Genomic DNA, 22,922 nt, shown 5'->3' on the forward strand with positions numbered 1-22,922 from the left:
CCCCCGAACCTGTACCGACAGCCACGATGCGTTCGCTTATCGCCACCGCTGCCCTGTTCGCCGTGCTGGCTGCATCGCCGGCCGCTGCGGCCGTGCCGCCGCGTAGCGACAAGACGCTGGTGGAGCTGATTGAAGGCACGATGGGAACGCTGCCTAACGCGGTGAACCAGCTTTCGGCCAAGGTGCCGGGCGGCCTGCACGCCACGCCCGATGCCCCGCCCCAGATCGTCCGCAGCGCCCCCTTCATCACCCGCGACGGGTTCCGGGTTTCCGCCCTGGAGGTTCGCGGCTTCAACGAAGGGGGGGACGTACCCATGGCCCGTTTCACCTCCATCCAACTGGAACAGCGGCCCTGCTTCACTCGCCAGGACATCGCCGAGCACTTCCACGTGAACAGCTCGGAGACCGCCCTGCCCTCGGCACCCTCCATGCTGCCCAACCGCTACACGATGATGCAGATGCCCTGGGGCCGGTTGTCCTTCGGCACGTCGCAGGAAAGTGGCAGCTGCGTTATCGCCATCGTGGGGGATGCCACGGGGGGCCTGGCGGGTGCGCAAATGCCCTTGCCGTTGCCGCAGCCGACCACCATGCCAGGCATGCCCGACCTGCGCCGGACCTGGCCCATGCCCGTCAGCGCTTACCCGGCTGAGTGAGCCATGGCCAGGGTCGGCAGCAGCCCGCTGACCCGCTCGATCCGGTCCTCCGGCACGGCAGCCGAGAACAGGTAGCCCTGTAGTTCGTCACAGCCGGCATCGCGCAGGAACTGCCGCTGGGCCTCCGTTTCCACGCCTTCCGCCACCACGCACAGACCGAGGGCAGAGCCCAGGTTGGAGACGGCGCGTACGATCGCCGCGGAGTCCTCCGCCAGCGGAGCCATCTGCACGAAGGAACGATCGATCTTCACTTTATCGACGTCCAGATCCTTTAACAGCGTGAGGCTGGAATAGCCCGTGCCAAAGTCATCGAGGGAAATGCGCACGCCCGCCTTGCGCAGCTTCTTCAGCAGGCGCACGGCGGCGCCATCCGCGTTGACGATCGCGGTCTCGGTGATTTCCAGTTCCAGCCGCCGCGGTGGCAGGCGGGTTTCCGCAAGCACCTTCATCACCGTATCGGCGAAACGATCGTCACGCAGTTGCACGGCGCTTACGTTCACTGCGATAAAAAGATCGTCCACGGCGGTCATGCGCGAACACGCCGTGCGCAGCACCCATTCCCCAAGGCGCCCGATCAAGCCGGTTTCTTCGGCCACCGCGACAAACTGCACCGGGGTCACGACGCCCAGCTTCGGATGACGCCAGCGCGCAAGCGCTTCCAGTCCAATGACCTTGCCATCGCTCGCACGCACCATCGGCTGGTAGTGGCAACTAAGGCCTTCGCCGCTTAGCAACGCATCCTCCAGGGCGACCTCCACCTCCCGGCGGTGGGCCAGCGAGGCATCCAGGGCATCGGTGTAGATCACGTAGCGGTTGCGGCGCTTCTTCGCCTCGTAGAGGGCGCTATCGGCCTTGCGTGCCATCTCGCCGGACGCCACCGCGTCACGCCCCAACGGCACGACGCCGATGGAGGTCCCGACAAAGGCCCGGGCCGAAAGCACGTCGAACGGAATGGAGGCCAGGGTCAACATCTTTTCGGCCACGCCATCCAGGTCGAGATCCCCGCTGTTCTCCACAAGCACGGCGAACTCATCGCCACCGATGCGGGCGACGACATCGTTGGGGCCCACCGCATGACGCAAGCGCTGGCCAAACTGCACCAGCAGCTCGTCGCCCACGAGGTGGCCAAAGGTGTCGTTCACCTTCTTGAAACCGTCCAGGTCGAGGTAGAACAGCGCAGCCTGGGCGGAACCCTCCGCGGCGCGCGCCACGGCGGCATCCAGGCGGCTGAACAAGGCGGTGCGATTTGAAAGCCCGGTCAGCGCATCGTGGCAGGCGAGCCAGCGCACGTGGGCTTCGGATTCACGTAATTCGGTGATGTCGGTGACCGAGGCGAGCACGTGGGGCTCGCCGTCCAGTTCGATGCACGTCTTGCGGGTGAGCAGCGTGCGCGAGCGGCCGACCAGGTCGTAGACGGATTCCTCGGTCTCGACCACCTCGTGGCCGCGCAGCACCACATCGTCGCCCTTGGCGAAACGTTCGGCCTGCTCCGGCGGGAAGAGTTCCGTGTCCCTCTTGCCCAACACATCATCGGGCGTGATCCCGAAATACTCGCAACCGATCCGGTTGACGAACACCCAGCGGTGCCCGGCATCGCGAACGAACATCGCGGTGGGCATCAACTCGAGGACTTTTGACCAGCCGGCAAGGTCCTGGATCACGTGCACCCCCTACAGCTTCACTGCCCGTCAATCTGCGACCCGCGTCGTGATGCGGGTGTATGCACTGTCGTTTATCTGCGCGTCGGGGAGCGGGGAATGCACGAAGTCGGCAAGAGCTTCGTGCCACGCCTGCTTCTACGCGGCGCCGCGACGTTATCCAGGGGGGCCGTCGCGCCAGCGTAGGATCGTGTAGAGGGGGACGCGGGGATCGCGTTTCACACCGTGGGGTGGAAATTGCACGGTGGCTTCGATCTGGCTGCGATTGCCCGCACCATCGTCGGCATCGACGCGGAAGGTCACGGTGTTACCCGGCAGCGCACCACCCAGGGTAAGCCCCCCGGGGAGGTTCGGAAGGATCGTGCCCTGGGGCGCCGCGTCGCGTATCGCCACCACCTCGCGCGCGGTCGCCGGATCGACCCCCGGCAGGCTCGCGAGTGCCCCTGCCGGGGCGAAGTCAGGCTCGGGGACCGGCCGCCCCGACCAGACGGTGACGAGCGGCTCGATCAATTCATACAGCGCCGGATCCATGCCCTCCACGCCCTGCAGCTGCTCCACCGCGAAAAACGGGGCGTAATGCGCGGGGTCGGCTGCGCCCATGGCCAGCCGCCCCGACAGCACGGCCGCATCGTCGCCCGAGACCACGACTGGGCCGCGCCAGGCGTTGATGGCGGTGACGATCGTGTCGGTTCGCGTCGCCGTGCAACCCACGCCAAGGAACAGGCGCCTCAGTGTCTCGGTACTCGCCGTGTTGAGGTCGACCTTGCCGGTTTCGTCCATCATGGCGACCGCGACCTTGATGTGCTCGAAAGCAAAGGCGACGGCGCGCCCATCACCGGGCAGTCCCGCGTCCGCGGAAGGCACCGCTGAGATGGCGTCTGCCGCACCACGCCGTGCCTCCGTCAGCGCGATCGCCTGCATCATCCCCGCTTCGGCCGCGTAACGGGCGCGTTGCTGCCCCAGGCTGAAGCGCGTCTGCAACGCTTCGGTGCGCGCGATGCTGGCGAAGCCGCCGACGAGGATGGCCAGCAAGGTGCACGCCCAAAGCACCACCAACAAGGCGACACCTCCCTGCCGCCGATTCATCGCGCGACATCCGGCAAGTGCGAGGCGGCACCACGCACGTTCACCGCATCGCGATCCTGTCGTGGTGCAATCACCAGCGGAGGCCATCCGTCCTCGCCCTCTTCCGGTACCGCGCGGATCTCGATCGCGCCGGGCAGGTTCGCCGCGTCGTTCCACTGGTCTTGCCACTGTGCGCTTCCGCGTGCCGCATAGCGCACGGACAACCCACGCACCCGCTGGACGAGCACCTCCTGGGTTCCCTCGACAGTTTTCGCGTGGCTGGTCGGCAAGGGCGCCAGGGATACCTGCAGTTCTTGCCCCGGCTGGCCAGCGACCTCGGGTTTGCCCAGCGCAACGTCGATCACCTGTGGCCCCAGCTTGCCGAGGTAGCCAGGTAACACCGATACGTAGCGAAGATGCCGCGCATCGCCTTCGAACACGACGGGTACCCCTGCCTCGTTCCAGCGCCAGGGCAAAGCCGTTGCCGAAGAAAGGGAGCGGCGAAGGAACTCGCGCGCCCCACGCATTTCATCCAGCCTTGCAACGCTCGTCGCACCGCGTCCCACGCTGACCGTGGTCGAACGCACGCCGGAATAGACACCAAGCAGGACGAGACCGAGCAGCGCGAGCGCAGCCAGCGTTTCGAGCAGACTGAAGCCCCGCGCGTAGTTCATGGCATGGCCACCGAGCTGGATGAAGGTGGCGACGGCTCGTCCTGCAGGCGCACCGTCGCAAAATGCGCCGTACGCTCCGCCGCACCCTCCTTCCACATGACATCGAGACCGACGTGATACATGTGCAGGTCTTTCGCCTGCCCGGGAAACGGTGTCTGCGCCGCGACGGTCATGCGCCAGCGATGCCGTTTGTCGTACCAGCCTTCATGCGTCCCTATCTGCAACGGCACCTCACGCCCCGCTGCATCCAGCGATGAATCGGCCCACATGCCGACGCGGCTGAGCTCGCGCGCGTGGCCTGTCAACTGGGTCGCTGCGCCGGCCACGTGCATGACGGCGCCAAACGCAAGCGCAAGCAGGAGGATCGCAGCGATGGTCTCCAGCAGGCTGAAGCCCTGTTGCAACGGCCGGCAGGGGTAGCGCGGATAAGCCATGGTGCGAGGCTCTCACCCGTGTGTTTCAACCGCGCGTCGCCGTGCGGTCGGGAATGGCGACAACGCAAAGGGACAGGCTTGCGCCTGTCCCTTCGTTCATCCTTCCTGGACGGTGGAGCAGGATCAGTTGATGACGCAGCCGTCGACCTTGGACTGGGTCAGGTCGGCGTTGGCCAGCCACGAGTAACCGGTCAGGATCTTGCCGATCTTGGTGACCTGCGGACGCAGCGTGGTGTTGTACGGCATGCCCAGGATGCCGCGGACGGCGGCGGCATTCGAGCCGTTGCCGTTGCGGTTGCCGAGCAGGTAGGTCACCGCGAGGATCGGGTAGCCGCTGTTCGGGTCAGCGTAGGTGGACGGATTCACCACGGCAACGCACTGGTGCGAGGTCGTGAGCGGGGTCAAGGTCGGACGGCCGTTGGCGTCCACCGTGTCGGCGATCGCCTGATCATACGACAGCGCGACGCTCAGAGCCGTGGAACCAAAGCCCGTGTTCGGGTTGATCGCGGCCGAACCAGCGGCGGCATGCGAGTTGAACACGGAAGCGAAGCGGGCGCTCCCCGTGACACCGTTGGCAACTTCGGCATAGCCGATCGAGCCATCGACGGTGGCCGAGTTCACTTCGGTGATGACGCCGGCGTTACCGGTAGCGGCAACGGAGGAGCTGTACGAACCCAGGTAGGACGGAACACCAGCGGTGAACGTCTGGTTGGTCTTGAACTGCGAAGCGCCGCCGTTGGCCGGGCACACGGCCGAGAGGTGGTTGAGGAACGAGAACGACGTGCCGCTGCCATCACCGCGGTAAACGATGCGGATCGGACCGGAAGCGCTCGAGATCGAGCTCCAGTCGGTGATCGTGCCGGAGAAGATGCCGCAGATCTGCGTCTCGGTCAGGTTGAGCGAGGTCACGCCCGACTTCTTGAACACCACAGCGATGGCGCCGGAGATCGACGGCAGCTGCACCGGCTCCGAACCCGCACCGTGGCCCGTGACGTAGTTGTTGAACTCGCTGACCGACATCGGCGCATCCGAACCCGCGAAGTCAGCCTGGGGCAGGCTCGTGCCGCCAAAGCCGGCCGGGGCAGTAGAGCCGCACGCGTTGTTGACGCCGAAGTTGGACGGATCGTTTCCGGCGAGGATCTTCTTACCGGCGCCGCTACCGGTCGTGCAGTAGGTGCTGGCGACGCCACCGGTGTTGTTGGCGTAGACATACAGCAGCGAGCCAGCCGCCGGAACCAGCTTACCGGTGGCATTGCTACCGGTGTAACCGATCGCCGGGAGCGTGGCGCCACCACCGGTGAGCGGAACGCTCTGGGCGGAAGCGATCGAGGCGAGGCTAAGCAGCACAGCGCCCGCGACGAACTTCATGCGGGTGTTTCCCATCGAAAAATCGCAACGCATGGTGTATCCCCTTCGCATAGAAGCCCCCCATTTGGGGGCCCGATTACCATCGCACTCCAGGGTTACCCGAACATGTTGCTGCGGTGTCGGTGATTATGATGGCTTCATTACTTCGGCAAATGCGGAAACGTGGTTGGCGTGCTGTCACACGATGTGTCATCGAACGCGCGCGCAGCGGCATACCTGCCGCCGCGCGCTCCATGCTCTGTCAGATACCGCGCATCGCCTTCTTCTCGGCATCAGTCAGCTGCCCTTCCTGCCCCTTCCTGCCAAGTACCTGCACGGGTGACGCGTTGTCGTAGCCCGATACCGGGGCGACACTCGACGTGTTATCCCCATCACGCAGCACATGCACCGAGATCTCCGACGGCATCTTGTCGCGCGCATCGCCCTGCTGTTTGCGCGCAACGTCTTCCGCAGCCTGCGACGCCGCGGTAGCGGCAGCGCTCGCGGCATTGAGCGCACCCACGTTCACGGCCGCGGTCACCGGGATACCGATCGCATCGCCCTTCACCTGGATGTTGTCGGCGTTCGCGACGCGTGCGGCGGCGATCACCAGGTTGCCCGAGACGCGAATACCTGCGTCGCCTGCATCCACCGTACCGCGGGGTGCGATGAGATACGCATTGCCCTCTGGCGCGCCTTCCACGGATTGCAGCGTGGCGATACCCGCGCCCGCTACCTGGCCGCGTGCATCGAGGCGACACCAGGCATCGTTATCGCAAAGGAAGGTCGGCGGAGGTACTTCGCTGTTGGTCTTGGCGCCCTGGCCGGCGTTGATGTCGCCGTTCGAGCTCCAGATCGTGACGTCACCGCCTTGCTCCGTGAAGACGCGGCTCTGGGCCAGCAGCAGGCTGCGATCGGTGAAAACGTTGATATTGCCTTTCTCGAGAGTGAGGAGACCCATCGTGTTTGGGCCCGCGGCAACCGTTCCATCGCTGGTAACGTATTGCGCGGGTGCGGCCGTACTGCCGATGAGCGCCTGCCCGCCCGGCCCAAGCAACGTGACGTCACCGCCCTGCTGGGTCTGGATGGTCGAGCTGCGGATATCCAGGTTGCCTGTCGTGATGGTCTGGGCTGCGCCATTGAGGCCACCCTGCCCCGATCCGTTCGCCGTATATCCCCATGCGCTCGGGAACAGCGTGTCGAGCGCCTCGTAACCACGCGCATACTTACCGGCATACACGCTGGACGAGTCGTTGTAGTCGGTTCCGACGGTGGCAAGCAACTTGAACAGCGACTGTTCGGCGAACATGCGCTGGATCACTTCCGGCTGCTTGGCGAACAGCGCCCTGGCTTCGTCGGCCGTCATGGGAGCAAGATTATCGTCACTCGCGAGCCCCGTCGCCGTGGATGCGCCGGCGACGCGACGCTGCATGAAGCTGATGAGATCGGGTACCAGGCTCTGCAGGCCATCGCCGCCCTCGAGGTAGCGGTTGACGAACCCTGACGCGTCGATGCCGGGGCTGATACCGAAGTTTACGAGGACATCGGCGCTCTCGTGCGGCAGGTAGGGGTTATACAGATTGCCGACCGTCTGGACCCCGGTCACAAATTTGACGCCAGGCTGCGCAATCTTGGACAGATCCGCCTGACTGACAAACGGACCAACATCGCGTCCGGCATCCACGACCACCGTACCCGGCCCACCGACGACAATGGCGGGTGGCACCTGCAAGGTCGCGAACGGGTTGGTCGGTTGCCTCTGGAACGTCGTGGGATAAGGCGTGTCGTAAATGTCGCGTCCCGCCGACACCCAGGTGATGTCGTCGCGCCGGGTGTGCTGACCGATCAGCGAGAGGTTAATCACATCGCGGCCTGCCCGGACATACGCCTGTTTCGACGGCATCAACGTCAGCATGTCATACCAGAAGCCGCCCGGCCCGACGTCGCCATTCACGATATCACCACCGAGCGCGTAGACACGCACAGGATTCGTATCGTCGACATGCAATGCCGTCGGCAGGTGGAATGCCGAATTCCTCTGACTGCCCTGCGCATCGAACCCGAGCCAGCTGTCACCCACCGAAGAAATGGGGTTCAACGGTGAGGGCATGTCATCCGGGGACGAATCAATGAGCCCAAGGTAGTTACTCTTTGCGTCGCTCGAGTCCCAGGCCAGGGCAACACTCTTGTCCGCCAGCAAAGTCAGGTTTCCTGTCGAGGATGGGAACAGTTCACCGCCGGTGCGAATATCGATATCGCCACCGAGCGCACTGAGTGCCACCGTCGCCGGAAGGATCGGGCCTGCCTTGATACTTGCACCGAAGGTCGTCACAACCCCTCCAAGGCTGCCGAATACAACATTCCCAGCGGACGACGAAACGTCGAACGACGACGATGTCGAGTAACCCTGGCTATCCGATTGCCCTGCAGGCAACAACGGGAATAGCTGAGGTGAGCGGAAGTAGGACGGGTCGTAAACGCCGCCGATATCCGCCCCACTGCGGCTGCGCACCGTGAGCTGTGCATCCTGCAGCGCAAATATCGTCGAGACTGACGTCATATCCTCCACGCCCGGCACGGCGGCCGCCGGATTAACCCCGATCAGCGACGGCGAGGCAGCGATAGCGCCATCGGCGCGTATGTCGCCCGTGCCCTTAGCCACGAAGTAGGTCCCGCTAAGGATGTCACCGCCGGCATGCACGCTAAGGTCTCCACCACCCACGGTGGTGATGGACTGGCCATCGGGATTCTTGTACCAGGTCGTCGGAAGCGAGACCGAGAGCTCACTGATATCGCCGCCGGCGGCTACATCGACGTTGCCACCCAGGCTCATCACGCCCTGATGGAAATTCGCGAAATCAATGGATGAGCGTGATCCATCCACCGAGTTACCCATCTGCATCCACTGCCACCAATACTGGGCGACCGAGGTGCCCGCCGCACCCTTCGTCTGGCTACCATCGGCATCCACGACGTTCTGGAGGCCAAGGATGTCGCCACCGGCGTGCAGGTGAACATCACCCGCATGATCGGGGTTGACCAGGCCATTCACCAGCATGTCAGGCTGCGTATCCGTAAATCCCGGGGCCACGACCGACGGCCGGACCACGGTGATATCGGTGGCCGCCGTCGTGCCATCCGCAGGTGCACCCGCGGTGTAAACCGTGGCCGGGGAGTCCGCATCCAGCCATCGGATGTCGCCGGCAGCTGTCATGTCGATATCGCCCGTGCCGGTACGAATGGTCGTCGGCATGACCAGGGTCTTGCCCTGGAAGTTGTTGCGCGGACCGACGATCGTGGGATCGGTCACCGTGTCCTTTACTTCGAAGTGACCATCCAGCTGCACGTCCGCGCTGGACGATGCCAAGGTCGCGAGCGGGTCGGTGCCGCTCACGTCGGCACCGGCAGTGAACCGGTATGACGTGCTCGGCCCATTCATGAGCGTGGCCGATGCGAGTGACGTCGCATTGCCGTAGGTGGGCATGTTCGACGGCGAATTGTCAGCCCTCGGCTTTCCGTAGGGAATCGAAGGCCGGGTCGTCACCAGCGCGTCGTCGCGAGGTGCGAACGGTGCGTAGAACAGCTGCGGTGCGATCCCGTTCGAGACGTTGGAGAACACGTAGAACATGTACGTCTGGTGCCCGGCGATGTACGTACCGTAGTTATCCGACCAGGCGGTGTAGTCCTGATCGATGGGAAGCATCAGGGGCGAAGGGGTCTCGTTGATCGGCTGACCAAACCCGAAATGCGTTTCCAGCCAGTTCTCGTAGTCGACGGCATAGTCGGAATACGTACTGTACGCCGACGGCTGCGGAGCGATCTGCGCAGTGGGGTTGTAGGTCAGGAAGCCGGATGTCGAATTCGCTGCCCAGAACAGCCAGGCAAATGCCACATTGACATCATCTCCGTACTCGCCAACGTATTTCTGGTAGTTCGTATAATAAGCATCAGACTGTCCGGCCTTGGGTGCCGTCAGCGGCTGATAATACTTGTCTTTACTGATGTCCTTTGTACCACCCCCCGGCGTCATGCCATTCGCCGCGTCCCCGTCGGCGAGGTTGATGGTGCCATTCCAGAGGTTGCCGTTGCCGTCCAGGTACGCCTGGGCCGCTTGGTACGATGACAACGCAGCCGTGTACGCCGGGTTCGGCGGATCCTTGGGATGTTCCTTCGGCGCGAACGGCGCGTAGTACAACTGCGGCGCAATCCCGTTCGAGACGCTGGAGAACACGTAGAACATGTACGTCTGGTGCCCGGAGATGTACGTCTCGTAGTTACCCGACCAGGCGGTGTAATCCTGATCGATGGGCAGCATCAGCGGCGAGGGAGTCTCGTTGATCGGTTGACCAAACCCAAAATGCGTTTCCAGCCAGTTCTCGTAGCCACTGGCGTAGTCGACATACGTGCTGTAGGCCGAGGGTTGCGGTGCGGTCTGAGTGGTGGGGTTATAGACCAGGAAGCCCGAGGTCGTATTCGTCGCCCAGAAGAGCCAGGAGAAGGCTACATTGACGTCGTCACCATACTCGCCAACGTACCTCTGGTAATTGACGTAGTAGTCGTCAAGCTGATTCTTTGCAGGGGCCGTGAGCGGTTGGTAATACCGGTCCTTGGTGATGTCCGCCGTGCCGCCGCCGGGCGTCATTCCGTTGGCCGCATCACCGTCTGCCAAGTTGATCGAGCCGTCCCATAGGTGACCGTTGTTATCAAGGTAAGCCTGTGCCGCCTGATAGGCCGTCACCGCAGCATCGTAGGCGGGGTCGTCCGGCGTACCACCATCATCCGGCGGCGGATCGTTGAGCGTTGCGCCATCATTCGACTGGTAAAAGCCGTCGGTGATGCTCGCATTCAGATCCACATCGCCGGCCGCCCGCACGGTGAGGATCGGCGCTTCACCGTCATAACGGTATGCCAGGTGGATCTTGCCATCGCTGCCGGTGACACCTGCACCGAGGTTCCAGTTGGTCACGACCCGAATATCGCCGCCGTTGGTGCCATCGGCGGGGTTCCGTAGCTCGATGCCTGGACGGAGGTTGAGGTTGCCTATTCCGGCGAAGCGATCGCCGAAGGTAAAGCCCGGCTGCTGGACAAACCCCATCAAGGTGCCCGGCCCATTGGCCGCGTCGCCTCCGGCATAGCCGAAGAAGCCCGCGTGATCCGTGCTGATGGCATCCGGCGTGAAGTAGTAGCGGGTGAGGTAGTCGGCCTGCTGGGCGAGGTCGGCAGGCGGCGGCAGCGCTGCACCCTTGTCGTCGGTCCAGGTGCCGGACACCATCGTCGTACCGTCGGCCTTGAACCAGCCGGCAGGGTCAATCACGCCATCAAAGTGCTTCGACGGATCCGTGAAGTCATCCTTCGTGCTCCACACCGCGTACGGCTCGATCGTGACATCGCGCGCACCCTTGATGGCGGCGGGGTTATCGACCGTAATCGGCACATCCCCATCAGACAGCAGCGGCGCACGCATGCTCACCTTGCCGCCGGCAAAGGCGGTGTTCGCGCCACCCGACACATCGATCACCGCATCGGCGCCTATGTGGATGTAACCCGCGTCGGCACGCTGTACGACTTCGTAACCATACGTACCGTCAACCGTGCCGTCGGACGTACCCGTCGTACCCAGCAGCACATCGCCGCCGCGCTGCTCCGGCGTCGTCACGTGCGCATCGAGCGTGCCGTTGATATCCACGCCCTGGCGGCCCCACACCTCGATGTGGCTGCCTGCCGGCGAACTGGCATCCACGATGCCGTCGATACGTGCCTTTCCACCGTTGGCGTACAGGTAAACCTTCTGCGCGGCGAGCGTATGGCCGGCCGAGAGCGCCAGATCGCCCTGCCCGCTGGTGATGTCGACGAGGCCGGTAGCACCACTGGTGGACGCCAGCGCCGCGAGCGCATCGAGGTCGAGCGCGCCACCCGCACCGAGCGTGAGGTATCCACCACGGTATCCCGCCGCGGCATGGCCATCGAACGATCCACCCAGTGCGAGGTTTCCGCCAGCGCCGGCGTTGAATGCCCCGGCGTCGCCCGCCTGGCCCGCTCCGCCGTAGCGAATGGCCGCGCCCTGGTCGACGGCGATGTCACCGGTCGCGTTGAGGGTCAAGGTGCCACCCGGCGCATAGGCGGCTGTGTCGAAGAACTGCTTCGTCACCCCGGCGACGTCGAGCGTGGCGCCTTGCGCAACGTGGACACCGCCCTGGGTCGCATCGAGGGTCAGGCTCCCTGCGGCGGCGGTGAGATCCATGCTGTCGTCGATGGTAGACGCACGCAGGGTAAGCGAGCCGCCGAGGCCATCGCGCGTCAGCGCCGTGCCGTCCGCACCGTGCAACCGCATGGCGCCCGTCGTCGTCAGCGTGGTTGCCGTGCCGCCATCGACAACGAAGGCCGGCGCCGTGAGGTCCACGGAGGCACCGCCAAAGTCCACCCCGCCCTGTCCGGCCGTGGCGATGCCCGAGGATGCCGTGGCATCGAATGCGCCAAACCCACGAAGCGTCGCCGTGCCCTGGCCAAAGTCCAGCTCGGCGGTGTCGACTCGCAAGGTACCGCCGCCTGCAAGCGCGTTACCCGCCGCCGCACCCAGGAGATTGGCGAACGTGAACGTGCCCGCGTGGATGCCGATATCGTTACCGTCACCGACCAACGCGCCTGCGCTGAGCAACAGGCTATGGTCAACCGCGATATCCTGCGCACCGATGAAGTCGATATCGCCGCGGCTGCGCAGGATCACGCTATCCGCGCTCCGCCACTGCGCCAGCGTGGCCGCACCGATGGACAAGCTATTGTCAGGGGCCGCCGCGCCCACGCCGATAAAGGCGATGCGATTGGCCGTGGCATCAATGTTGTCGCCCGTCAGCAGCGCCTGGTCATCCACGCTTACGCGGCCCGTCGCATCCAGCGTCAGCGAATGGTCACCCAGCACGCTTGCACCGGCGCCGATGGCGAGCTGGCCAGCCGCGGTGGTGTCCGCAAGCCCATGGCGAACGATAGCCGCGGCCCCATGTTGCGACACACGCAGGAGCGCGCCATTGCCGTCGATCGCGGTGATCGGCTTACCGCTCACATCCGTGCCGGCGTCGCGGCCGAACACCAGGGGCTGGCTTGCCACCGGATTGCCGTCGCCGCGCGCCGCGAGCAGGCTGCCGCTTTCCAGGGTAATGCCATCACCCGCCCCGTTGGCGACCAGGACGATTTCCTGGCCGGCTAGCGGATGCGTGGCATCATTCGACAGCAGCAGGCTGTTCGCGGAGACATCGACATGGTCGCCATCCGTATCGCTGCGTCGTGTACCACCGATCAGCAAGCTACCGGCGCCCAGCGTGGTGAGCCCATCGGCGGAAATGCCGAGGTAGCCATCGCGTGCGGTTCCCTGGCTGCCCAGGATCTCGATCGCCTCGCCGGCGATATCCACCTGCGAGGTCCTCCCGCCCGTGGCCGGCGTCGCGTCCAGCGCGGCACCGAGGTCGAGGCGCTGTCCCGCACCGATCTGCAGGCGGCCGGCGTCGGCAGCGAGCGGGGGCGCCACGCCACCGTTTTTCGCCGCCACCGAAGTGAAGAACGTATCCGCGTCGGTCAGGCGGTATTGCGAGTACTGCTGCCACACCGGGGCGGACTGCACCACGAACGTCGTCGTACGCGCGTCGTGGGCGCCGGTGAACGCGTCAGCGTAGTAGCCGCTGACGGCATAACCACCATCAGCAAAGGCGCTGGAACGGCCCAGTGCGATATCGCGCGAACCCGTGTCCTGGTAGATGCGCATCGCGCCAGGTACGTTTGCATACTGCGCCGGCAACAGGGTGTAGTAGCCGGCAGCAAGCCCCGGGACGCCGGAAAGGTAAACCTGCCGGCCCACGCCTGGCTGCGCTACGCCGTTGGCGTCCATCGCCAGATCGGTCGCGCCCACCTTCCCGTTGAAGCCCGGGATGATCGCGTAAACGGTAGCGCCGTTGGGCGCAGTGGTCAGCAAGTCGCGGGTGCCCCCGGTACCCGGCACAAACTCCGCCCCCTGCAGGTGGCCGCCGCCATCAAGGTCAATCGTCGCACCGCTATCGAGCGCTACCGCGTTGCCATGAATCTGGATCTGCTTGGCGGGCGGTGCCGTCACCGCGGGCGCTGCCGACACGCTGTTCACGGCGTAACGCCAGTCCACGCCATCGATGGTGTTGCCATACGGCACCGTCAACCCATCGAGCGAGACGGAAGTAACGCTGCCGGGCGCAAGGTGTACCGACTGGGTGTTCGCCAGCACCGGGAGGCCCGTGGCAAGTCCAAAGGTCATCGCGTCGGTGGCGGGATCCGCGGTGCCCAGCACGAGGGTACCGGATGGGACGCGGATCACGCCTTGCTGTTCGATGTGATTGGCACTCACCAACAGTGCCCCACCTGCGGAAAGCGGTGTGGCGGCGGTCTCGCCCGAGGGACGGAACGTGATCGTGGTCTCGCGCGCCTGCCCGTCCGCATCCGGAAGACCCGACGCATTCGCATTGATCGCGAACTTATAGGCGCTGGATGGGTACACCTGGCCGGCAGTGAAGGCAAGATCGCCCGTGGAGAACAACATGCCAGGTGCCACCGTGGACGATTGGCCCGGCGCGGCAAGGACCGCCGGCAGGGTGAAGCGCAAGTCATCCGCGGCATTGAAGCTGGCCTGGCGCCACGCCTGCAGGTTAATCATGCCTCCCATGTCGATGGCGGAGGCGTTGACATCGAGGATGCCATCACCTGCCACCGCAACAGGATTGGCGGAGGCGCCCGTGATGTGCACATAAGGCGCACTGATGCTGACGTGTCCCGCGCCCTGGACATACCCCGAAGGAATGTCGGTACTCGTGGCATCCGCCCGCAGCGCCGTGATGCCCGACGCGTTGATGATCACCTGGCGATCGAGCTGAAGATTCACGTCGCCAGCGAACGCAAGCGGTGCTACCGCCTGCTGGCCCACATTCGGACCGGCGGTCATGCCAAGCTGCAGGGTCGAAATGCCTGATCCGTTCAGCACATCGGCGGCGAAGGCGAGCGTGCCGTCGGCCGTGCCGTCGGTGCCATCGAACGCCTTGGCGAAATCGGGTTTGTCCAGATACGCCTGGCGAACGAGGATGCCCTTCGTCTTGATGGCGGCGAAGGGATCGTCCGTATGCATGGCAACGATCTGCAACGTACCGCCTTCGGCGCTGGCGGAACCAGCCTCGCCGAGTAACGTGGCGCCAACGTACAGGCCGGCCGATGCGCCGAACACGATGCTTCCCGCGTCGCTCCATACGGCCGTGGGCGCCACATCCTGGGTGATGCCATTGAGGCGACGCGACGCTTCCGGTAGTTCGAAGGTATCCGCAGCGCCGGAGACATCCAGGCGTGCGCCGTCATCAGCCACGATGAAGGTGCTGTCCGCACCGGTGAGGCTGATCGAGCCGCCGGAAAGCACATCACCCGTGCGGGGTACGATGCGCCCGCCCGCCGAACTCACCGGTGCCGCACGCGTGTCGATAAGCGATACACCACTCGCGTCGAGCACGGCATCCTTACCTATCCAGATGCGCGCGGTCGCGCCCTGCAGCGCATCCGGCTGCACGGTCGACATGTCGATGCTGCCGCCGCGAGCGCTAATGCTTCCTTCGGCTTCAATATTCCTTAGAGCGGACAGCGACACCACACCACCAGCATCGACATCGACGGAAGCGCCGTCACCGATCCGAACCGAGCCGGTCACGCCGTCAAAGGCCACCGGCGTTGGCTTCTGGCCCGGCGACGCGAACAATGTATTCCAGTTCAGGTACTCACCGGCCTGGATTGAAAGACCCGGCGCGTCGTCTGCAGTCGTGCCACGCGTGGCCCAGCGTTGCCAATCGTCCAGCACGCCCACGCCCACGACATCCGTCGAGGCCGACAGGTCCGCACCGCTACCCAACGCGCGGAGACCATTCAGGTCCGCCAGCATGTTCTCGGGGCGTACGAGCACGCGCGTGCCATCCGCGACAGTAACGTCAGTCAGCGAATCGAGGTTATACCGGGTGAAACCCTGCTCACTAAAGAACGCAGGCGAGAGCCACAGGCCACTGGGCACGGTCAGTTCGCTCGCGTCACCCCCTATCAGGATCTCACTAGTTCTGAGGGCGAGCGTGCCGCCTCCGGAGAAGCCCCGACTACGGATGGTGCCGCCCATGTCGATGTACCCGCTATCCAGGCGCGCGGGAGCGGCCACGCTTCTGCCGAACAACTGGTCGATATCGTGATCATCGTAGGTCAGCAACGACACATCACCGCCGCGCCCGGCGGGCATGCCGTGATCAAGCATCACGTCGCCGCGGGTGTCCACATAACCACCCCCCGACACGTCGATCACGCTTCCTGGTGCGAGCACGATCGCGCCCGTCCGATCCACGCCGTCGATTTGCAACTGGCGGGTGGTCAGGTTGACCTGGCCGGCGTTGATCCAACGGGCGCCCACCTTATGCTCTGCATCGGCGCCCGTATCGTTAACCCACATGCCCCGTACATCAAGGAGCGCCCCGTCATATAGCGTAATGTTCGAATCCTGCGGTGCGGACTCGCTCGGCTGCCCCGGCGTTGCTGCGATGCCGCTCACGGTCACCGCGATGGCTCCTGAGGGCGCCTCGATAGTGCCATGGATGTCCACCCGCGCCGCCCGCAGGGAGACACTGCCACCGGGCTGCACGACAAGATGCGTGCCCGCCGCCTCGTCGATGACCGAGGTCGCGGTGAGGTCCAGTGAGCTGAAGCCTGCCTTGCCTAGCGTATCGGCACTGACCACCATCCAGCCGGCATCCTGTCCCGCGGCGACATCCAGATCGCTCCAGAGCGTATCGCGACCGAACTCCGGGAGCAGTGAATCAAGGGTCCGCGACGATTGCCGAATCCGCAGCCCTGGATTCAACCCACCACCGATGGATGCAGGCGTCGTGTCGAAGATGAAGGCACCGCCATCCGGCTGCGTACCATCGCCGGTCTGGCGCGTGCCCGGCGTGGCCTGTGCCGAGATATCCCCATCCAGGGCCAAGCCCTCGCTCGCACGGATGGTCATGGTGCCCGCATCAGCACCCTTGACGAAACCTTCTTCGTAGCGACGGCTTCCGCCCAGCAGCGGCGAGTTGTATGTCTGACTCACGCCCCAGCGAGCGTGTGAACTCGTGAACTGCCCGGCAAAGCCGACGTAGTTCACATCAGGATCTGCCGACGCGATGTCATGGATGAGGCCGTCTGCACCGAGCAGATTGGGCGTAGTGATCCATCCCGACTGATACGCCAGGTAGCCACCATCCAGCGCCATTCGCGAACCGGAGCGCGCGATCACATCCCTGCCGTCCAGTGTGATGGAGCCGCCTTGGGTGAGCATCTGCGAAATGTCGCGCGGCATGTTTTCCACGTAACCCGCTGCGTTGAGGATCGGGCTACCGATCCAGTCCAGCCCGTCGGCGCGCGTCCCCGATACCGTACTGTCGAGCTGCACATTCTTCTGCGTGTAGAGAAAGCTATTGCGCAGCAACGGCGAATCGGCGAGTTCGTTCTGGCCAATACGTGGAATGCTGACCAGCAACGCCGACATCGGCAATTCGATATTGGCCAGGCCGGACACATCGATCGTGGAACCTGAGTCCAGGTAGACACGCCCCTCATTGGCCGGCGGGTTGGCCCCGCCAAGGCCGATGGCCGTCAACGAAACCTTCCCACCCGGAACCTCGATGAGCGAGCCACCATCCATGGTGATGGAGGACCCCACGACGGTGACGCTGCCAGGCACGAACACTTTATCCGCAGCGGCGGATGACGTTGTCGTAGCCCCGTCCTTCTCTGGAAGCACAGCGGTGACCGAGCCGGCGCCGAATTCGACCGGACCGTAGCGCCCTGCACTGCTGCCGCGAATCGTCACGTTACCCGGGCGGCTGATGCTGGTCGACGCCACAACGACGCCGTCCTGCGCAACGTGCGGCCCGAACAGTGTGATCGACCCGCGCCGGGCCTGGATCAGGCCGGTATTATCAATGCCGTGGCTGGTGTCGTCTGGCTGGCTATCTGAAGCAGGGACCAGGCTCAGGCTACCGTCGCTGGAGTTGGACGAAATCTTCCGATCAGACGCCAGGAACACCTGGCCATCATCGGCCACGATCGCACCGCGATTCACCACGTTCGGTGCAGCGATGAGCACGAAGCCGTCAGCGCCGCTCGTTACAGAAGCCCCCTTCTCCACCACGACGTCGCCAACCGTGGGCGCGGTCGTATCGGTGATGAAAACCGCGCCATTGACGCGGGCCGGGTCCGAAATACCCGAACTGAGGAACACACTGTTACTCGTCTTCAGGTCATTCGAGAACAGGTTCATCGAGCTGGCGAGCAACGAGCGCGTGTTCACCTGCGCGCCCTGGCCGAAGATCACGCCATTGCGGTTGAGCACGTAGACCGTACCCTCGGCCTTCATCGCGCCGAGGATCTGGCTCGGCTTCGCGGAAGGATCGTTGACGCGGTTCAGCGCGATCCAGTCGTTACCACCGCCGGACTGGTTGCCCGCGCTCTGGTTGAAGTACAACGTCGTATCGCGGCCCACGTTGAAGCTATCCCAGGTGAGGATGGCCTTTTTCGCGGTCTGCCTGACCTCTACCGTGTGCTTGCCGCCAGCCACCGTGTCCTTCGGTGCGAGCGCGTTCTGCCACAACGTGGGGTCGGCCGCGATGCCGGCCGCGGGTTTCAGTGCACCGTCGCCCAGGCCGTTGGGTACCGTGGAAACCAGTTGCGCCGCTGCAGCCTGCGCATCCTTCTGCTGCTGCATCTGCGCGGCGAGCGCTGCCGCCGCGTTGTTGAGGTTGGTTATCGACTGCTGCACACGCTGTTGCAGCAACGCGCTCCCTGGCGTGTAGCTGACCACATTCCCGGCACTGCCTCCCTGCTGTGAGGGCGCCGTCGCCGCCTGTTGTTGTTTCGCGGCAAACCAGGCCTGGCTAAACGCCGGTGGTGTAGCCGCGTGCGCGGCGCCACCGCCAAAGAGCGCCGCCAGAATGAGCTGGCACATGGCGCGGCGGCGCAAGGTCGGCCGTGGCGTGGGTGCCGGGCGGCGCGTGGTGTTGGCAGGCTGGTGGCGAACGATCATGGCAGGCCTCGTGGAGCGCGTTATGGCTGGGCGTCGGTTGACGGAGCGATTCCGCCCGTGAAATCGCTGGTCATCGACGCCACTTCATCGTGGATGTCGGGCAGGTGGGCGAGCTCCGTGAGCTCCCCCACGCTGAGTTCGCGCAATACGGCGCGTATAGCTAGCCGGCGGCCATCGTGCAGCCAGGCGTTAAGCACGGCGGCGAGCGCGCGCAGCGTGGCGTGCTCGCTATCATCGGCCGACGGTTTACGGTGGCGCAGGCTGTCTTCCACGGCGTAACGCACACGCGCGCCAAGGAACGCCGAAGATTCACCCAGTAGCTGTTCGAGCGCCGAACGCGGCACGCGCTCGAGCAGGATGTCGGCCGCTTTGGCCTGCCGCGCCGTGTACAACTGGCGCAGCATTTCCGCGAGGGCATGCAGGCTGCTCATGCGCGCCTCTGTGAGGGGACTTCCCTGTCCATGGCGGTATCCTCTGTCGTCCATGGCGACCCTCCGCGGGGCTGACTTATCCTTGATCATGGGTTGGCGCTGGCCTGGCCGGCGCGTGGATCAAAGCGCTGGTCGTACAACCGGTCGCCAAACGACTGTGCCGCCGCCTCCAGCTTCACCCGCGATTTCGCGGCGAAGGGTTGGCGCGAGGCCAGCACGTCACCTACATCAAGATTCTCGTAGGCCGCAATGACCTCCTGGCCCACGCGGTACATCTGGACATTGCGGGCCGTGCAGGCATCCACCTGGCCATTGGCGGCATCCAGTGCCTTGGTCAGTCGCGCTCGCTCCGTTTCGGCCGTGCGCAACGCCACCGCCGCCGAATCCGCATCGGCCCTGCCCTTCTGCGCGGCCGTCTCGGCCGCCTCACGGCGCTGCTTCTCGGCCGCGAGCGCGCGGCTATTGTCGGGGGAAACCGTGCTGCCTTTCTTCGACTCGGCGCGCGCCGCTTCCGCGTCGGCCTTTGCGGCGTCGCGCTCCTTTTCCAGCTGGGCCTTCTCGGCCGCCCAACTGGCTTGTTGCGCCTGCAGATCCTGCAGCTGCGTGCGCGTCTCGCGCAGCTGGTCACGGATCCGGCTTTCCAGGCTGGCCTGCTGCGCAAACACGGCAGGCGCGGCTGCGAGCAGAGCGATGGCCATCAGCGAGCGTTTCATATCGCCTCCTTAGAACCGGGCATTCATTTCAAGCTGGAACACGTCGATCGAGAGCGGCGGGCCAAACACTTCCTTCGCGTTGAAGTAGCGCAGGCTCAACCATGAGTACTTCGAGATGCTGTAGCTGCCGCCCAGGATGAAACCCTTGGCGTTGGTGCCACCGAGGTGGAAATCCGGATCGTTCAGGCCATCCAGCGTGGCGTCGGGCTGCAGGTACTTGTAGGCAAGGCTCACGTTCCAGTCGCCAGCCGCATGCGGGTCCGGATTACCCAGGGTGGCGCGGAACATCCAGCCCACCGGGCCGCTCTTGTAGGTGGACTCAGAAACATCGCCCGCACCGAAGTTGTTAACCAGGCGGTTGATGCCGACGTCGTCGCGGAACGCATCCCTGCGGTGGTAGGCCATGTTGCGGATGTAATCGCCTTCCAGGCGCAGCGGCGTATCCGCCACGTTCATGTCCAGGCGAGTGGTGGCATTAGCCACGTGGTAGTCGTACACCAGGCCGACGAACTGCGGCTGCGCGTAGCTGCTGGGCGAGTTCGGGTCGGGGATGATGTCGCGCAGAAGGAACAGCGAGTTGCCCTTCTGCATGAAGGTCGGGCGCGTGGCATCCGTGCTGCAATAGGTCACGCCCAGGTAAATCGGGCACGGATCGGAAAGCTGGCCTTGCATGTGATCGAAGCGGTAATACGCCAGGGCGAACTTCCACTCCGCGTCATCGGCAAACTTCCACGAAGCACCGACCTGGGCACCCGTCATCCACTTGTCGCGGCTGGCGTTCTTGGTGCCCGCCTGCGACGGGAAGTCGTCGGACTGGTATTCAATCGGGAACATGCCTACCGTGGCGAAGGTCTTCACCTCGTCACTTGCTGCGACATCGAAGTGGCTGGCGATACCATCGAAGTTCAGGTCGTCGGCATAAACGAGGTTGGTGCTGAGGAAGGGGTTCGGCATACGGCCGCCGGTGACCTTCACCCATTCGGCCGGACTCCATGCCAGCCAGGCCTGGTCGAGCCACACGTTCTTCTTGCCCAGGCCACCACCGAGGTTCTGCGTGGTGGATACAGGGTTGTTGTCGTTGCCGGTGCCCAGGCGGATGCCGGCGGTCACGCCATCACCCAGGTTCACGTTGACGCCTAGCCGTGCGCGGATACGCAGCGAGTTGGTGCGGTTTTCCAGCGTATTGAGCTGCGGCGGCGGCACCACGCCGTTGAGGTCGTACGGGCCGTTGCGGTTGAGCGCGGCGAAATCGACCACCTGCGCGGCATTGCCCTTGTCGTAGTAGTGGAACTCGTCGCGCACGCGCATATCGCCCGTCCACTCGATCCTGTCCAGCCACTCGGGCAGCTTGCCGGGCTCGGCCCAATGTTCGCTCTTCGCCTGCGCCACCACTTCCTGGCGCAGCTCATCCTTGATCTGGTTGCGCACGACTTCTGGCACGTAGGTCACCCGCACCTGCCCCGGCGTGGCCGGTGCGGCATTGGCGGTGCCGGCCGCCTTCTGCGCCGCGGCCGCATCGGCGTTGGCCTGGGCGATCAGGCCATCGGCATCGGCCTGGGTCAGCACGCCGCGCTTCACCAGCAAGCGGACCAGGTTGATCGTGGCGTTGTCCGACGGTGCGGACTGGGCGTGCGCGCCTCCGGCGCAAATGGCCAAACCGATGGCGGCGGCCAGCAGGGCGCGCGTGGGTCGCTGGCGTGCCTTTCCGATGGTCATGCGGGATCTCCGGGAAACAAGGGGCTTGGATGAGGTAGCGAGGTTCATGCGGGGCGTTTCCCGCGAATGGACACGCGGAGGGGGAAATGCAGTGACGAAGGCGGCGCGACATCGATACGGGGCATCGCGCGCAGCGCTTCGATCAGTGCTTCATCGGTTTGCGGGTTGCCGCTGGATTGCGAGAGCTCGGCGCGGACCAGGCGGCCATCGGCATCCAGCCACACATCGGCGTGCACATCGAACGACAGGCGGTTGACCTTGTCGTTGCGCTGGATGGCCTGCTGGATCGCATAGCCGAGGTACTGGTCGTAGCTGCCGGTACCGGTGCCGTTGCCGCCACCGGAGCCGACCATGCCGCCACCCGTGCCCGCGCCGATGTTGAAGCTATCGCTGCCGGCCTGGGCATCGGTATTCATCGTCACGGCCTTGGCCACATCGTTACTGGGCTTGGGCGCATCCACCGGCTTTTGCGGCTGATCGAGCGGCTTCTCCTCCACCGGCTTGATCTTCTCTTCGGTTTTGGTCGGCTCCGGCGGCTTTTCCTTCGGCGGCGGCGGGGGCGACGGCAACGGTGTAATCGTCGCGACGCGCGGCGCCTCGCGGCGCACGCCGACCGTGCTGGCCGCGAAATGCCAGATCAGCGCGACGAGGCCGAGGAACACCACCGCGCCAACGGCGGGGCCGAGCCAGCGGCGTGGTGGGCGGCGTGGTTCAAAAACGTCCACGCCATTAACCCTTCGGCGCCTTGCCGGTCACGAGGCCCACCTGCGGCAGATCTACCCTGCGTAGCAGGTCCAGGATGTCCATCACCTTCTGGTATTGCACGGTGGAATCGCCCTTCACCACCACCGGGAAATCCGGCGTCAGTGCTTTCAGCGAACGCAGGCGCTGCTCCAGTTCGGCCAGGGTCACCGGATACGCATCGAGGTACACCTGGCCGGTGTCGGAGATGGTGATGGCCTTGGTCTGCGGTTTGGCCATGCTCACCGCGGCCGATGCCTTGGGCAGGTTCACCTTGATGCCCTGCACCGACGCGGTCGTCATGATGATGAAGATGACGAGCAGCACGTACGCCAGATCGAGCATCGGCGTGATGTTGATGTCGTCATACGGCTTGTCGTCGTCCTGGGCGCGCATGGCG

The 22,922-nt window shown here is 64.7% G+C and carries 12 protein-coding genes; 1 reads left to right on the top strand and 11 read right to left on the bottom strand.

The annotated features are described in order from the left end of the window. The first annotated feature begins 26 nt into the window (after positions 1-26). Complete coding sequence (locus L2Y97_RS13820; RefSeq protein WP_247427540.1) at positions 27-653, top strand: hypothetical protein; 627 nt, start codon at positions 27-29, stop codon at positions 651-653. Here L2Y97_RS13820 and L2Y97_RS13825 read toward each other — a convergent pair. The 11 genes from L2Y97_RS13825 to L2Y97_RS13875 form a co-directional block, all read right to left on the bottom strand. After that, positions 638-2,314, bottom strand: coding sequence for a putative bifunctional diguanylate cyclase/phosphodiesterase (locus tag L2Y97_RS13825; RefSeq protein WP_247427543.1), 1,677 nt, complete (start codon positions 2,312-2,314; stop codon positions 638-640). The genes L2Y97_RS13820 and L2Y97_RS13825 overlap by 16 nt on opposite strands. A 153-nt stretch (positions 2,315-2,467) precedes the next feature. After that, entirely contained in the window at positions 2,468-3,343 is an 876-nt protein-coding gene (locus L2Y97_RS13830; protein WP_247427546.1) for a type II secretion system minor pseudopilin, read from the bottom strand. A 50-nt stretch (positions 3,344-3,393) separates the two neighbouring features. Further along, positions 3,394-4,050: a prepilin-type N-terminal cleavage/methylation domain-containing protein gene (locus L2Y97_RS13835; protein WP_247427549.1), complete on the bottom strand. Its 657-nt coding sequence runs from the start codon at positions 4,048-4,050 to the stop codon at positions 3,394-3,396. Further along, positions 4,047-4,484 (bottom strand): prepilin-type N-terminal cleavage/methylation domain-containing protein, encoded by a 438-nt coding sequence (locus L2Y97_RS13840; RefSeq protein WP_247427552.1) that lies wholly within the window; start codon positions 4,482-4,484, stop codon positions 4,047-4,049. The genes L2Y97_RS13835 and L2Y97_RS13840 overlap by 4 nt, the downstream gene beginning before the upstream one ends. A 123-nt stretch (positions 4,485-4,607) precedes the next feature. Beyond that, positions 4,608-5,852: a substrate-binding domain-containing protein gene (locus L2Y97_RS13845; protein ID WP_247427555.1), complete on the bottom strand. Its 1,245-nt coding sequence runs from the start codon at positions 5,850-5,852 to the stop codon at positions 4,608-4,610. A 241-nt stretch (positions 5,853-6,093) separates the two neighbouring features. Then, positions 6,094-18,921 (bottom strand): filamentous haemagglutinin family protein, encoded by a 12,828-nt coding sequence (locus L2Y97_RS13850; RefSeq protein WP_247427558.1) that lies wholly within the window; start codon positions 18,919-18,921, stop codon positions 6,094-6,096. 20 nt (positions 18,922-18,941) lie between these two features. Then, positions 18,942-19,352, bottom strand: a complete 411-nt coding sequence (locus tag L2Y97_RS13855; RefSeq protein WP_247427561.1) for a hypothetical protein — start codon at positions 19,350-19,352, stop codon at positions 18,942-18,944. A gap of 86 nt (positions 19,353-19,438) precedes the next feature. Beyond that, positions 19,439-20,065 (bottom strand): hypothetical protein, encoded by a 627-nt coding sequence (locus tag L2Y97_RS13860; protein ID WP_247427563.1) that lies wholly within the window; start codon positions 20,063-20,065, stop codon positions 19,439-19,441. A 9-nt stretch (positions 20,066-20,074) separates the two neighbouring features. After that, the gene (locus L2Y97_RS13865) at positions 20,075-21,781 is read right to left on the bottom strand and encodes a putative porin (RefSeq protein ID WP_247427565.1); all 1,707 of its coding nucleotides are present in this window, start codon (positions 21,779-21,781) and stop codon (positions 20,075-20,077) included. Between the two features lie 44 nt (positions 21,782-21,825). Next, positions 21,826-22,506: an energy transducer TonB family protein gene (locus L2Y97_RS13870; protein WP_247427567.1), complete on the bottom strand. Its 681-nt coding sequence runs from the start codon at positions 22,504-22,506 to the stop codon at positions 21,826-21,828. Between the two features lie 4 nt (positions 22,507-22,510). Next, positions 22,511-22,918 carry an ExbD/TolR family protein gene (locus tag L2Y97_RS13875; RefSeq protein WP_139983309.1) on the bottom strand — a complete coding sequence of 136 codons (408 nt, stop codon included), beginning with the start codon at positions 22,916-22,918 and terminating at the stop codon, positions 22,511-22,513. Between the last annotated feature and the right edge of the window lie 4 nt (positions 22,919-22,922).

This window comes from Luteibacter aegosomatissinici, from assembly GCF_023078495.1.
GTDB classification, from domain to species: domain Bacteria; phylum Pseudomonadota; class Gammaproteobacteria; order Xanthomonadales; family Rhodanobacteraceae; genus Luteibacter; species Luteibacter aegosomatissinici.

Coding starts and splice junctions, on each gene's coding strand:
- L2Y97_RS13820 (WP_247427540.1), top strand. CDS start 27: ATGCGTTCGCTTATCGCCACCGCTGCCCTGTTCGCCGTGCTGGCTGCA.
- L2Y97_RS13835 (WP_247427549.1), bottom strand. CDS start 4,050: ATGAACTACGCGCGGGGCTTCAGTCTGCTCGAAACGCTGGCTGCGCTC.
- L2Y97_RS13840 (WP_247427552.1), bottom strand. CDS start 4,484: ATGGCTTATCCGCGCTACCCCTGCCGGCCGTTGCAACAGGGCTTCAGC.
- L2Y97_RS13845 (WP_247427555.1), bottom strand. CDS start 5,852: ATGAAGTTCGTCGCGGGCGCTGTGCTGCTTAGCCTCGCCTCGATCGCT.
- L2Y97_RS13850 (WP_247427558.1), bottom strand. CDS start 18,921: ATGATCGTTCGCCACCAGCCTGCCAACACCACGCGCCGCCCGGCACCC.
- L2Y97_RS13855 (WP_247427561.1), bottom strand. CDS start 19,352: ATGAGCAGCCTGCATGCCCTCGCGGAAATGCTGCGCCAGTTGTACACG.
- L2Y97_RS13860 (WP_247427563.1), bottom strand. CDS start 20,065: ATGAAACGCTCGCTGATGGCCATCGCTCTGCTCGCAGCCGCGCCTGCC.
- L2Y97_RS13865 (WP_247427565.1), bottom strand. CDS start 21,781: ATGACCATCGGAAAGGCACGCCAGCGACCCACGCGCGCCCTGCTGGCC.
- L2Y97_RS13875 (WP_139983309.1), bottom strand. CDS start 22,918: ATGCGCGCCCAGGACGACGACAAGCCGTATGACGACATCAACATCACG.